Here is a 13,726-nt window from a genome sequence, read left to right as displayed (position 1 = left end):
GCTCGTGAAGCACTCCGACATATAGCCGTGAGCGTCCACGATACCACGTTCGAGGTACTTCCCGTCGGGAGCCATGTCCGGTTCGCCGCGCTCGAAGTACTCGTTCGTCCCGTCCGGCGGCCGTCGAACGGTCGGAATGACGATATCACCTTCCTCGAAGCCCGTCGTCGTCGGGTCGACTACGACACCGATGGCTTCGTGGCCGAGTATCTGGTAGTCGTCACCCGGTGGGAAACCACCGTGAGTTCCCTTGATAACCTCGTGGTCGGTGCCGTCGACGCCAACTCTAAGCGTCTTGACCAGAACCTCCCCGTCCGCTGGTTCGGGTGTCGGAACGTCGATGACCCGAGGGGATTCCTCGCCGCGATGGACGGCTATCGCACGCATTACAGCATCCTCCGTCCGCTTCGGTCGTCCGGTGCGTCGTATCTCGCGCTGTTCGACCTGCCCATCGGACTGTGCCGCATCCGGTGTCGTGAGCCGGTGTCACCAACACAGGGGGCGCTCGGTAAGGCAATCATCACGACACACGTCACTGGGTTGGGACAAATACCTTCGGGTAACCAGTAGTTTCGCCCGCGCACGACGCTCCGACGAATCGGAGAAAAGAAATTCGATGGACCGAGGATGGTCGTGTGCTGGCAGGCCAGCACGCCGAGAGTGCTGACAGCCGGGTCGAACTCCGGCGGGTCAGCGGCTAGCTACGAGTCCTGTCACTCGCTCGTGAACGGAGCGAAGATGGACGAGAACTCGTATGGCTCTTGGTCGATACCGCTTTTCACGGGCGACACCTCGCCAGAACCGGTTCCGTTGTCCCGGTCGATAGACCAGAACGAAAGTAGGCCGATGTCGTTGTCCTGCGCGAAGGTGAGGACCTGTTTCGCGTCGGCCTGCGTAAACTTCCCACCGACGTTGTTCACGCCAATCATCGGCGTGATTCCGACCATGCTCCAGCGTTCGCCGGCCGATTTGTCGGGGAACAGAGTGCCGAGGTCATCGTGGAGGTTGCTGGCCGACTGGGTCACGATATCGCCGCTCGGTTCGACCCACCCGTAGTTCATCGTCATGATGTTCACCGTATCGATGGTGACTCCCTTGTCGATGGCGTCCTGAAGCACGTCTTTGCCCTGTGCGGTCAGTCCCTTCGTCGACGTGGGGAGCGTAAAGGAGACGCTGACCTCGGGGCGTCGCTCTTGGAGCATCGCGAGCGCCTCGTTTCGGCGCTTGACCGTGCTCATGGCGAACGCCTCTTCGTCGATGTCCAGGTGCGTCGCGCCGTACGCATCGACGACCGTCTCGAAGTGGTCGGCGAGAACCGCCGGGTCGTCGGTTCCATCGGCGAGATACGGCCCTGCCGCGCCGCCGAAGGCGATGATGACCTCGCCGCCAGCAGCGTGGATGTCGTCGATATAGCCGCCGACGGACGACTCACCGACGAGTTGGTTCGAATCGCCGTCCCACGCCGGCTTTCCGTCCGGCCCTGCGAGCACGAATGCGAGATGGAAGTAGTTCGTCCCTGCTTTTTTCGCGTGGTCTATCGGTGCCGTCTCCGAATTCGTCGAGACGTGGTCGTAGGGTGCGAAGACGTTCGACGGAAGGCTGCCTGTTGGCGTTCCGCCGCCATCTGACGATTCGACGGTGACGGTCTTGTCCGTCGTATCGGTTGCACCGTCTGACCCCGTAACTGTGAGTTTGACCCCGTAGGAACCAGTCGATTCGAACGAGTGTGAAACTGTCTTCCCGCTCGCACTCGCGCCGTCAGTGAAGGACCAGTCGTAGGTATCGACTGTACCGGTCGATTCGCTCGCATCGAACGAGACCGACGTCCCCGGCGTCACAGTCGCGTCGTCGATGGTGAACGCCGCCGTCAGACTCTCGTCGTCGCCACCGTCGTCGGGGCCGACTTTGGTCCAGTAGGCTGAATCCGTAGACGGTTCGGCATTTCGGGAGGCGATGTCGGCTTCCCAGATGTAACCGTCGTAGGTGACGCGGTCGCCTTTCTCGTATAGCGTCGTTTCGTCCCACTTCGGCGGGGACTCGGCCGATACTGCTGTCGATGCTGCGCCCACGCCGGCAACCGACGTGACGAGTGCTGATACGTTCCGGAGATAGGTTCGGCGGTTCTGTGTCATTGGTTGGTTGTGAATGCTTTCTGCGTCATTGGTTGGTTGTGAATGCTTTCTGCGTCATTGGTTGGTTGTGAAGGCTTTCTGCGTCATTGGTCGGTCGTGAACGGATTGAAGAGAGACGAGAATTCGAACGGTTCCTGCTCGATGAGGGTGCTCTCGTAGAGTTTGTCGCCTTTGCCGTTGTCGCGGACGAGTTCCCAGAACGAGACCAACCGGAGGTCGTGGTTCTGTGCGAAGTCGAGGACCTGTCTGGCGTCCTCCTGATAGAACGTCCCACCGATGTCGTTGACGCCGATCATCGGCGTGAGTCCGAGCATGTTCCAGCGTTCGCTGGCTGATTTGTTGGGGAAGAGGTCGCCGAGTTGCGTGTGGACGCTCTCTGCCGCACTGATGGCGTTTTCGGCGTTCGGCTCGATGTCCGCGCCGTAGTCCATGACCATCAGGTTGACTGCGTCGAGTTCGACGCCTTTCGAGACAGCGTCTTCGAGGACGAACAGCACGTCATTCGACGAGTGGCCGGGGAGACCCGAAGGCATCACCGGCAGAGTGTACGAAACGCGGAGGTCGGGGTACTCGTCTTGCAACATGACAAGCGCCTCGTTCCGTCGTCGAATCGACTCCTCGTCGCGGCTGATAAGCGACTCTTCGTCGAAGTCGATGTACGTGAGGTCGTACGTATCCACGACCGTCGCGTAGGCGTCTTTCAACTCGCTCGCACTCGTCGTCGCCTCGGCGAGGTACGTCCCGTTGAGACCGCCAAAGGAGACGATGACTTCGCCGCCGTGTTGGTCCCGGAGTTCGGTGAGTTGGGTGCCGACATCGAGCCAGTTGCTCGGTTCGCCGACCTTCTGGCTTCCGGCCCATGCCGGGTCGCCGTTTCCATCAGCGAGGACGAACGCGAGCGTGAAGTACTTCGTTCCGGCCGCCTCGACGTTGGCCGCGAGCGAGAGTTGGTCTTCCAGCATCATATCGACGTACGGGGCGAAGACGCTGTCCGGGATTGGGTTGGCAGACGGGACGCCGTCGGCGTCGACCGTGAGGTTCCGCGTCGCATCGGCGGTGTTCCCGTCGGCGTCGGTCACCGTCAGCGAGATGGTGTAGTCGCCGGTTGCGTCGTACGCGTGAGCGGTGGTAAGCCCCGTCCCCGTCGTTCCGTCGCCGAAGTCCCACTCGTAGCTGCTCAGGTCGCCGGTCGACGCGCTGGCGTCGCAGGTGACCTCGGTTCCGGGTTGGACGAACGTGGCACTCACGTCGAACGCGGCCGTCGGGGGGTCTCCTGCATTGTCGGCGGGTTCGATTCCTTTCCACATATTCGCGTCGGCGCTCGGTTCGTCACCTTTCGTCCACCACTTTGCCTCCCAGATGTGGGCATCGTGGACGACGCGGTCGCCGTCGGTGTAGACCGTATCTGGGTCCCACTGCGGGTAGTCACCGGCCGCTTTCACTGACTGGATTCCTGCTGTCGAGAGTCCCGCAACCCCGGTCAGTCCCGCGATGGACCGGAGTATCGAGCGTCGATTCTGTTTCATTGATTCACTTGTCCGTCGATGGCGTCGAGAAGTGACCCGTTGTAGTCTTGCGACAGTTCCCAGAACATTACGCCGCCGAGTCCTTCCGACTTCGCGAGTTTGACCTTCTCTTCGATGGATGCGGGGTCGTCGTAACTGATGAATATCCCTTTTTCCTCGTTCCAGAGCCACGGCACCTGCCCCTGTTCGTTGACGTTCTTTTGCCAGCCGTCGGCACCCTCGTAGTTCTCTTCGAGGTCGCCGTAGTCGAACGCACCGGTGTTCGCTTGGTCGGAACCGAGAAGGTGGTTCCACGTTCCTGGTGGGATGACCTCGTTTTGGTACTGCGGGTCACCCTGCTGCCAGTCGGACAGCGAGAAGGTGTCCCAAATCCCGTTTTCGACCTTACAGCCGCGGCCGTAGAACGGGAGACCGAGTACGAGGCTGGCGGGGTCTTCGACCGGTTCTCCGTAATCTTCCCACTGCATCCAGTCGACCCAGTAGCCTTGTTCTTTCCAGATTTCGAGCGTCGTTTCGAGGGTGTACTGCTGGGCGTCCCCGGATGGTGGGTAGTCGTCCGGCGTGCCGTAAATCGGGGCGTTTAGCCCGGCAGTCTCGTGCCAGACGCCGGTGAAATCGTACGACATCATGTAGATTTCGTCGACGACGCGTTCGACCTCGCGGTGTTTGACTAACGAGGCGTTCCAGTCTGAACCGCCGTTTGCGACCGAGAGATAGTACGTTCGGCCGTCTTCTTCCTCGACGGTGTCGAGTTTGTTCCGAACGGCTTTGAGGAGTTTGACGTGGTTTGCTGGTCCTTCCGCACTTCCACACTCACAGGCACCCCTGTTCGGACCGGGGTGTTCCCAGTCGATGTCGATGCCGTCGAAGTCGTACTTCCGCATGAGCGAAACCGCGGTTTCGGCGAACCGAGTTCGGTTCGCCTCGTTTGCGGCGGCGTCCTCGAACCCGGGCGAGAGTGCCCACCCACCGATAGAGAGTTTGAGCGTCGTATCCGCGGCCGGACCCTGCTTGAGGTCGGCAAACGACTGGAGCAGTCCTTTGTGGTCGACTTCGCTGTCCGGGATGACCACGCTTCCGTCGGATTTCACGTTGAGGAACGCGTACAGTACGTCGGTCACCTTGTCGAAGGGGATGTCTTCGGGGTAGTACTGATAGTCCTCGTTCCCCTTCCAACTCGGATAGTAGCCGACGACACTGAACTCGTCCGACGGGGCGTTCTGCGAGACGGTGACCTGTTTCGATGTCGTATCGGTTCCGTCCTCGTTTCCGACGGTGAGTGTGACCGTATACTCCTTTTCCGACTCGTAGGTGTGTGTTACGGTCTCTCCCGTTCCGGTCGCTCCGTCGCCGAAGTCCCACTCGTAACTCGTGGGACTTCCGCTGGACCCGCTCGCGTCGAAGGAAATCTCGACACCCGGTTCGACGTAGGTGTCGCTCGCGGTGAATGCGGCTTTTATGCCACCGCCGCCACCGGCCTCTCCGATTTGTTTCCACATGTTCGCGTCGGTGGTCGGCTCGTCGCCTTTCGTCCACCACTTGGCTTCCCAGATGTAGCCGTTGTGAGTGACGCGGTCACCGCCCGTATATGCCACGTCTGGCTCCCACGCTGGTGGTGTTTCTGCTGCCGATGCGGTTGCGCTCGCGCCCGAAAGGAGTGCGAGCAGGGCTGACGTATTCCGTAGGTAGCTTCGTCTGCTCTGTCTCATAGTTGGTGTCGCCCGTCAGTGGGTCGTGTAATGGTCGGAATCACCGTTGTCAGAGGGTGCAGCGTTGAACTCCCGCGGTCTCTCCCGATTTTTCACGTCCCTCCCGACGTGCTGACGACAGATACCGTACTGAGTATTAGTTATTAAATGTTGGCACTGTCTAAATTTTAGTATTTTAAAAAAGAATTTTTACAGCCGCTATCTGGCGTCCCTCGCGGCGAGGGGACGCCACGATTAGTGCACGTACTGCGTGTTCTGTGCGTTTACAGACCCGTGTGGTCTGTGTGCTCTCTGTGTCTTAGAGATGTTCGAGGAGCGTGTCGAGTAGCACTTCGTTTTTGTCGCCCGAGAATGCCCAGAACATCATCCCGCCGATGTCGTTGTTGACGGCGTAGTCCGTCTTGATGCCGATGGACTTCGGATTGTCGTAGCTGACGAGCACGTCGGAGTTGTTCGAGTATATCCACGGTACCTTGGCCGTGTCGTCCCAGTGGTAGTCGTACTCTGAGCTTGGTTCGAGGTTCTTGTTGATATCCCAGAACTCCATGATGCCGTTGTCTTGGCCCCACGTTCCGTCGGGGGAGCCTTCGAAGGACTGGTACAGACCGCCGTTGTCGCTACTCGCGACGTTCCCGAAGCTCCGGCCGTAGAACGGGAGACCCATCGAAAGCTGGGAACTGTCGAACGCGGTGTTCGCCCAGTAGCTCATCGCGGCATCGACGTTGAAGTCTTCCGCCCGTGGGGACGGGTCGTTCTCCTTGAAGTACAGCGGACTCTGGTGGTTCGTGTAGTCGTCGAAGGCTCCGTGGAAGTCGTACGTCATGACGTTCACGAAGTCGAGAAGCCCGGTGTTACGCTGGTGGTCGAGCCCGTTGTTTTTCTTCGGGTCGGCGGACAGTGCGGTCGTCAGCAGGTACTCTTGTCCGTCCTCCTGTTCGGCAGCGTCGAGTTCGGCCCGAACCGCATCTAGCAGGTCGGAGTACCGCTTTTTGTCGCCGTCGCGGACGATGTTCCCCGACTTTCCGCCACCGCCGGGATACTCCCAGTCGATGTCGAGACCGTCGAAGTTGTGCTCTCGCATAATCTCGACGGCGGTCTTCGCGAAGCGCTGTCGACTCGCTTCGGTTTCGGCCGCGTTCGAGAAGTACTTCGAGTCGTTCCAGCCACCGATAGAGAATAGGAACTTGGTCGTCGGGTCGTCGACGATTTCGTTGAACCCTTTGTGGTCGTGCCACGATTCGGGCTTGAGAACCCGGTACGCCGCATTCTCGTTGATATAATCGACTGCCCCGTCCTGTTTCACGGTCAGGAAAGCGTAGTTAACGTGTGTGACTTTGTCCAGTGGGATGTCGCCGGGGGTGTACTCGCGGTCCCACTGCGCCCACTGCATGTAGTACCCGACGACGCGCTTGTCGGTCGGCATTCCGCCGTCGCTCGCAGTGATGACCTTCGTCGTCGAGCCAGTCGCGCCAGAGTCGTCCGTTACGGTCAACTTGACCGTGTACTCGCCCACCGAATCGTACGTGTGAGAGACGACTTTGCCGGACCCAGTCGCTCCGTCGCCGAAGTCCCAATCGTACTCGGTAGCGGTGTCGCCCGACCCACTCGCATCGAACTCGACTGTTTGCCCGGGGTTGATGACGAGGTCGCTTGCGGTGAACGACGCTTTCGGACCATCTCCGCCGTCGTCGACCGGCTCGATTTGCTTCCAGACGCTCGCGTCCGTACTCGGCTCGGTACCGCGGGTCCACCACTTGGCTTCCCAGATGTAGCCGTTGTAGGTGACGCGGTCGCCGCCGGTGTAGGTTGCTTCAGGGTCCCATTTGGGGGGTGTCTCTGCTGCTACGGCCGTACCCGCGCCACCGAGGAGCGCAAGCAGGGCCGACGTGTTCCGTAGGTAGTCTCGTCTGCTCTGTTTCATAGTTCGAGCGGACCGTTTTCGACGGCGCACTCATGTGTGCAGTATTGTCGAACGTATCCTGTAGAGCCATTGTCTCACACAGTATAATAACTCTACGGCCAATCATATTTTATCCGATATATACTCAACGTTTGAACCCAATGTCCTTCGGTATTCGAACGACGCGTGTCAACCTCCAATTCCGAATCGGCTTCGCCACGTAGATGATTTCGTAATAGTAACAGTCGGGCCTCGCTGTTTGCTACGTTAGTATGCCTCATAAAATTCGCTTCTAGGGATTGTACTGGTTGGATTCGTGGAATTAGGTATCTTTCCCCGTTTGGGACGACTATGTGGCCCTAGCCGATACCGACTGGCTCACTAGTAGTTTGTTTCGTATTACGAAATAATTTGGCCGTCGTACTTGGTTTCCACGTTCAGAGGGTTGCTGCTGGGTCTGGATGAGCCGAACCCCGTTACGGTCGTACGTGTGTAATGTTCTGCGAACTGATCAGGTCCTTGACCTGTCGGGGACAACGGTTTCGACACAGCTCAGCTACACAGGTCTTACTTGATGGTTGACCCGATATCAATTACAAACGTACTGGTGTAATTTGTAGGTGATTCGGTGGAACAGACTCTGCCAGTCATGTATCCACTTGAACGAACTGACTCCAGCAGTCCGTGGCTCTCGGTAGTCGATAGCTTTCGACTCCCGTGAACACCTGTCTTTGGTACTAATTTCACGCTCTGACAGCGGTGGATGAAAGCCCGGCAACCATCTAAAACTGAACATATGTTTATCTAGGTTTGTACATCAATTTCCAACACATAAATATTATGAATGGTTGATTTATTCTATATCTACGTTTCAAATTCCTCTCTTTGTTGGTGTGGGTGTTTGAAACAACCTCAATATATGGTGTCGGGAAAACATTTGTGTGGAAATTATTCTGCTACTGTCGATTCCGAATCGACGTGTTAGGTCAAAGGCTTACTCACTAGTTGGTCCTGTTCGAATCGTTGGTTCAAGCTCGGCTAGCGCGTTCGAGACGGTGCCGTAGGCCGCGACTTCGGGGGGTGCGTGGTCGTCACTGTAGCCGTACTCAACCAGTCGATTTCGGTTTAGACAGAGCTTGTCGTACTCGGGTTTGAACAGGTCGAACAGTTCGAATCGCTCTTCGAGTTCCGGGAACTGCGACTGGTAGTCCTCGATACTCGCTCGAACCTGCCGCCAGAGTTGGTCTTCGTCGTATCCTTCTCGGCGGTTGAGTAGGTCCGCTACGTAGCGCAGCACACAGATGAACAGCGTCCCGACGATGTGCTGGCACATCCCTTCGGGCGGTCGCTGGTGGATGATGTCTTCGTGTTCGTACAGTCCGTCGGGCAGTCGGTCGAGTTCGGGGAGCCATACTTCGCTAACCGCGATTTCGTCCACGTAGTCCTTGATTGCGAGGCGCGTGGGCTTTCCGTCCCGTAGGACCAGCATCGTATTCGTCCCGTGCGGCATGAAGACGAGTCCGTACTTGTAGAGGTAATGCAGCAGCGGCGGGAGCAGCACGTCGAAGCAGTCCGCCAGCCACTCGTCGACAGAGCATCCGGCGCGGTCGGCGAGCTTCGAGACAATCGGTGTTCCATCAGTGTCCTCGTGCATGAGTGCTGAAAGCGGGAGCACCTGCTCGTCGTCCTCGACGAGCGATTCGACACTCTCGCGCCAGACTGCGCCCAATAGCTCGTGGTACTGGTACGGGGCGTCGTCGAGTTGCGAGAACTTGGGGTGGTCATAGTTGATACTCGCAATCTCTCCCGGTAGCACCAGGTTGCAATCATCTCGGAGGAAGGAATCATCGTCACGAATCGATTTGACGTACTCCGTAACCCGCGGTGCTTCCAGCGCTTGCTGGCCGGGGAGTCCGCGATAGACGATGGTGTTCAGCACACGGATGGGAACCTTGACGTGTGGCTTCTCGGGGTCTGAGATATTCGTGAGCGTCCGAACTGACTGCTGTGGGAGGTACGTATCCGGCCCCGTTCCGAGGGGTACGATAGCGTCACTCGCAATCTCGCCAGCGAACAGTTGGGCAACGGTGTTATCCCACTGCCACTCGTGGACGGGGAGGTAATAATACGAGTCCGGGTCGTGTCCCTTGCTTCGGAGCGTGTCGGCGAACTCCGCGGTCGTGTCTTCAAGTTGCTGGGTCAGAAGCGACTCGTAGTCGAGGCCGTCTACACTCCGGAAGTCGGCGAACGCTCGATGCACGGCGACCCAGACGAGCGATTGCGGGGTCTTTAGCTCCGGGGCGTACGACTGATAGTCGTCGTAGCCGAATCCGATTCGGCCCTTGTTGATGGTGAACCACGGATGGCCTTCCATCTCTCCCTCGATGGCCGGATAGTCCATGTCGAGGATGCTCTCTTCGACACCTTCCTTGCGGGCGTCGATGTGCGCATCAGCCAGCAGTGTGTTGTTGTACTCCCGAACGAGGTGGCTCGCCGTTTCGGGTGCGACGCCGAGAGACTCTCTGGCGTCGAGGAGGAACTGCACGGCATCGGTTGCCGCCGTCCATTCGCCATCCTCCTTGCGCTCGATGCTGTCCACGTCGACGCGGTAGCTGTCGAACGGCCGCGATTTCGCCTTGAAGCGGTAGGCGACCGACCCGTAATCGAGTCGGTACTGTGTCCATTCCTCGTCAGTTCTCTGTTCGATTGGCTCCAGCAGTTCCTCGTAGAGGAATTCTTCGAGCATCTTGGCGAGTAACTCGCGATTGACGCCGGTCCATCGTTCCGTTTCGAGCGCGTTCGTAAGCATATCTTGTCCGTTCATCGGCTGCCCTCCATCGAGGTGGCGGTCATCTGTGTGTCTCCCTCACTAACTGTTTCGAGGAACTCTTCGACCGAAAAGTCCTGAAAGACGGTATCCTCGTCCTCGGGATACACCGTTCGGTCGCAGAGTTGATTCACGATATGGGCGTTTCGGTAACACCCCAGTCCGAGGTCGGGTGCGCCGACCCCGTGAGTGTGCAGTTCGGCGTTCTGGACGAAGATGCGACCCGTCACGTCGTCGTCCGTCTGCAAGCGGTAGTCGTCGGTCACGCAGTACCGGCCGTGCTCGTCCCACTCGATACACGACTCTAACGGCGAGAGGAAGCCGGGTGTCGGCCGGTGGTATCCCGTCCCGAGGATGACGACTTCGCTTTCGTGGGTAAATCGCGTTTCGGACTGCCACTGCTCGCAGACGAGGAGGTATCGTGAGTCGTCGCTCTCATCACCTTGGTCACTGCCACCACCGATTCGGTCGATGTCCGTCACCTCCGTCATCGCGAACAGCCCCACGTCGGGGTCGCGGTCGCCGATTGACCGGCGGTAGAGCATGTCGTAAATCTCTGCGCTGGTGTTTACGTCGATGCCTTTGTACAGCAGTCCCTGTTCGGGATACACCTCGTCGCGGGTCTCCTGTGGGAGGTCGGTGAAGTACTGCGTGTACTCCGGCGTGAAGTGCTGTAACCCGAGTTTCGAGTACTCCATCGGGAAGAAGCCTTCCGAGCGAGTAAGCCAGTCGAGCCGATAGTCGGCGTCGGCCTGCGCATCGAGCAGGTCCAAAAACACTTCCGCGGCGCTCTGTCCGGAGCCGATGACAGTTATCGAGTCCGCGTCGAGACAGCGGGATTTTCGGTTTCGGTAGGCTGCCGTGTGGAACACGTCGCGTTCCGGATGGCCACCGAGTGCGTCGGGCACGTACGGGCGACTCCCGACGCCGAAGACGACATCTTCTGCCCGGTATCGGTGTTCTTCGCCGTGTTCGGGATGTCGAGCGATAACCTCGAAATACCCGTCGTCGCACCACTGAATGTCCGTCACACGCCGCTCGAACTGGCACGTATCGAGTCGTTCGCTGACCCAGCGCAGGTAGTCACTGTACTCTCGGCGGGGAATCTGGAACCGCTCGTAGAAGTAAAACTGGTAGATACGACCGGTTTCCCGGAGGTAGTTCAGGTAGCTGTGTGGACTCGTCGGGTCGGCTAACGTCACGAGGTCTGCGAGGAAGGGAACTTCGAGCGTCGTTCCCTCGATAAGCATCCCTTCGTGCCACGCGAATTCGGCTTCTTGTTCGAGGAACACGGCATCGACCGACCCATCAGTCCCATCGAGTAGCGCCGCAAGGCCGAGATTAAACGGCCCGAGACCGACGCCAAGCACGTCGTGGACGGGTGTTTCAGTCATCGTATCCACTCTCCTCGAAGAACCGGTCGCGGTCGCAATGTACGAGCATGGCGTCTTTGTCGGGAAGGGAAATCTCTCCTTTGAGCTCGAAGCTACACTTTTCTAATACGTGGTGCGTTCGCTTGCTTCGAATATCGGGTTCACCGACGACACGCTTTGCATCGGTCGTTTCGAACTGAAACGCCGTGATTGCCTGAATCATCGCCGTACCGTAGCCACGGCCGACGTACTCCGGCGGGCCGAGGAGCACGTGAATACCCCTGTCGTCTGGGTCGACGTCGTAGCACTCGCTGATTACGTCGTCTTTCGCCGAGTACGTCTCCCAGTAGCTCATCGGCACGTGGTCGAGGTGTCCGATATACAGCGTGAGGTGGTCGTCGTTCAACTTCGAGTCGAGTTCGAGTCGAAACTCCGACCGTGGCAGATCGAGTTGCCAGTCCGGTTTCACGTGGTCGTAGCCGAACCACGTGTGAAGCCGGTCGAAGTCCCGCTCCAGTTCGATTTCGGCGAAGGAGATGGTTCGACCGATTGTTTCGTCGTACACCTCGTAGGCGTACTCTCGGCGCTTGCTGTCTACTGCCGCGACTGTCAAGGCGAGACCACCTCCAGTTCCGTGACGAGCGGGTTGTCGATATCCACGTACACGGACTGGTTCGCCAGCGACCCGACGAGTTCGTCCATGTCGTGGAAGCGGGTCAGCAGGTTCGCCTTGCACGGCACCGTCGGTTCCGTGAGGAGTTCGTCGAGGAACGACGACGACGGGCGGTCGAACTCCCGGAGCGATTCGAGTTCCTCTCGCAGCAGTCTCAGGAGCCGCTTTTCTTCGACCAGTCCGGCGGTCCCAAAGGCGTTGATGAGACCGAAGGCGTTGTTGAGGATGATATAATACCGGAGGCGCTCGTCGGCAATCCAATCGGGACAGACCGACTCCGCGCGCTCGCCGATGCCCGGCAGGTGTTTGTCGACCCTATCGTGAATCGATTCGGGCAGGTAGTAGCCCTGGTTGTCGCGGTAGGGGAACGTGTCGGGATAGCCGTCTTCGAGCGAGAGGACGCTGTTTTGCTGGTGGGCTTCGACACCTAGTCCGCGCTCTAAGTAGAGCCAGAGAATCGGTCGAACCGAACGTTCGAGGTACTGTTTGAACCAGTCTTCGCTGACTGCATCGGTCGAACGACCCTCGCGCTCGGCGATTGTCTCGATTAGCGTTGCGAGCCTCGAAGACCCATCTCCGATGTGGTCCTGACAAAGCCCCACCACGGGTGTCGCGTTCATCGCGTCGTCGCCGCGGAATGGGTTTTCTCGGAGGACCGTCTCGAATCCCGACTCTCCCTCGACGAGGTCGAGCGTCAGGTATCCGGGGTCCGATACGATGTCGAACGACGGGAATCGTTCCGCCAGTTCGTCGCCGAGTTCGGTTTCGAGCAGTTCGGTGACTGCGACGCCTCGCTCCAACTCGTCGAGCTTGTTCGTTCGCTCGGAGTTGGTGATTTTGACGTTCAGAGAGGCCTTGACCATGAACGGGGAGTCAGGGGCGTACAGTGTCCGAACCGACGACGTGGGATAGAACTCCCGTCCGACTTGGCCGACGTATTCGAGTCCGTCGCCTAGATTCTCTTTGACGTGCGGCTGTTCGCGGAGGTATCCCGCCTGCCACGGGTGGACAGGTAGCAGCACGTCATCCGTATCGACGTGCTCGGAGACGAACGACTCGGGGACGGTTTCATCCTCGCGGAGTGTCGATTTGACCCACTCGGATGCGGATTCCGCTCGAACCCACTTTTGCTGGACCAGCGACGGGTCTGCCTTGAAGTACGCAAGCGAGAACGCTCCTCGCAGTTCCGGGGCGTACGTCTGTTCTTTGTGCGGCGGTATTCCCTGCCGGCTTTTCGGCGTCGGGTGTAGCTGGTGTCCGAATACGAGCGATTGCTCGGCATCTCGGAACGACGTGTTGAAGCCGTAGAGCCGTTCTTCATCGTCCTTCCGGGCTTCGACGAATCGTTCGATATTCCTGTGGCTCTTGAGTACTCGCAGGAGCAGTTCGTCGCCTGCACCCGTATCATCGCGCGAACGTTTCAGCTCCGTCGTGACGAGATTTACGAGCGTCGGGTAGTCGAGTTTCAGTACCTCGTCGTTCGCAAGCCGATACACGGCGGGTCACTCGAACAGATGTCGGCCGGTCAGCGACTGATACCGAAGCGGGACGTAGATGTCCACACCCCGGTCCTGTCCCTTATACAC

General features: G+C 58.8%; 9 protein-coding genes and 1 pseudogene. 1 reads left to right on the top strand and 9 read right to left on the bottom strand.

The features are described from left to right. The coding region (locus QT222_RS16220) for an alcohol dehydrogenase catalytic domain-containing protein (protein WP_491477762.1) at positions 1–387 on the bottom strand (387 nt) is incomplete at its 3' end. Between QT222_RS16220 and QT222_RS16215 the strand changes: the two genes are divergently transcribed. Further along, the gene (locus QT222_RS16215; RefSeq protein ID WP_137685702.1) at positions 367–570 is read left to right on the top strand and encodes a hypothetical protein; all 204 of its coding nucleotides are present in this window, start codon (positions 367–369) and stop codon (positions 568–570) included. The genes QT222_RS16220 and QT222_RS16215 overlap by 21 nt on opposite strands. A 143-nt stretch (positions 571–713) precedes the next feature. Here the strand turns inward: QT222_RS16215 and QT222_RS16210 are convergent, their stop codons facing one another. From QT222_RS16210 to QT222_RS16175, 8 genes and pseudogenes are all read right to left on the bottom strand, one after another. After that, a complete protein-coding gene (locus QT222_RS16210) occupies positions 714–2,132 on the bottom strand; it encodes a PKD domain-containing protein (protein WP_491477761.1) in 1,419 nt (472 codons plus the stop codon). A gap of 83 nt (positions 2,133–2,215) precedes the next feature. Continuing rightward, a complete protein-coding gene (locus QT222_RS16205) occupies positions 2,216–3,658 on the bottom strand; it encodes a PKD domain-containing protein (protein WP_491477760.1) in 1,443 nt (480 codons plus the stop codon). Continuing rightward, a complete protein-coding gene (locus tag QT222_RS16200) occupies positions 3,655–5,367 on the bottom strand; it encodes a glycosyl hydrolase family 18 protein (RefSeq protein ID WP_491477759.1) in 1,713 nt (570 codons plus the stop codon). The genes QT222_RS16205 and QT222_RS16200 overlap by 4 nt, the downstream gene beginning before the upstream one ends. Before the next feature lie 298 nt (positions 5,368–5,665). Further along, positions 5,666–7,288 (bottom strand): glycosyl hydrolase family 18 protein, encoded by a 1,623-nt coding sequence (locus tag QT222_RS16195; RefSeq protein ID WP_004056406.1) that lies wholly within the window; start codon positions 7,286–7,288, stop codon positions 5,666–5,668. Between the two features lie 973 nt (positions 7,289–8,261). After that, positions 8,262–10,091: an IucA/IucC family protein gene (locus QT222_RS16190; protein WP_491477758.1), complete on the bottom strand. Its 1,830-nt coding sequence runs from the start codon at positions 10,089–10,091 to the stop codon at positions 8,262–8,264. After that, positions 10,088–11,488, bottom strand: a complete 1,401-nt coding sequence (locus QT222_RS16185; protein ID WP_491477757.1) for a lysine N(6)-hydroxylase/L-ornithine N(5)-oxygenase family protein — start codon at positions 11,486–11,488, stop codon at positions 10,088–10,090. Before QT222_RS16185 ends, QT222_RS16190 begins: the two co-directional genes overlap by 4 nt. Then, the gene (locus QT222_RS16180) at positions 11,481–12,080 is read right to left on the bottom strand and encodes a GNAT family N-acetyltransferase (protein WP_004056403.1); all 600 of its coding nucleotides are present in this window, start codon (positions 12,078–12,080) and stop codon (positions 11,481–11,483) included. The genes QT222_RS16185 and QT222_RS16180 overlap by 8 nt, the downstream gene beginning before the upstream one ends. Next, a pseudogene (locus tag QT222_RS16175) lies at positions 12,077–13,726 on the bottom strand (IucA/IucC family protein); the annotation flags it as partial. The gene QT222_RS16180 and the pseudogene QT222_RS16175, both read right to left, overlap by 4 nt.

The sequence above is a fragment of the Haloferax sp. s1 genome, from assembly GCF_058382125.1.
Note: the sequence above shows the minus strand (reverse complement) of the source record. Positions and strands in the feature narration are given on the sequence as shown.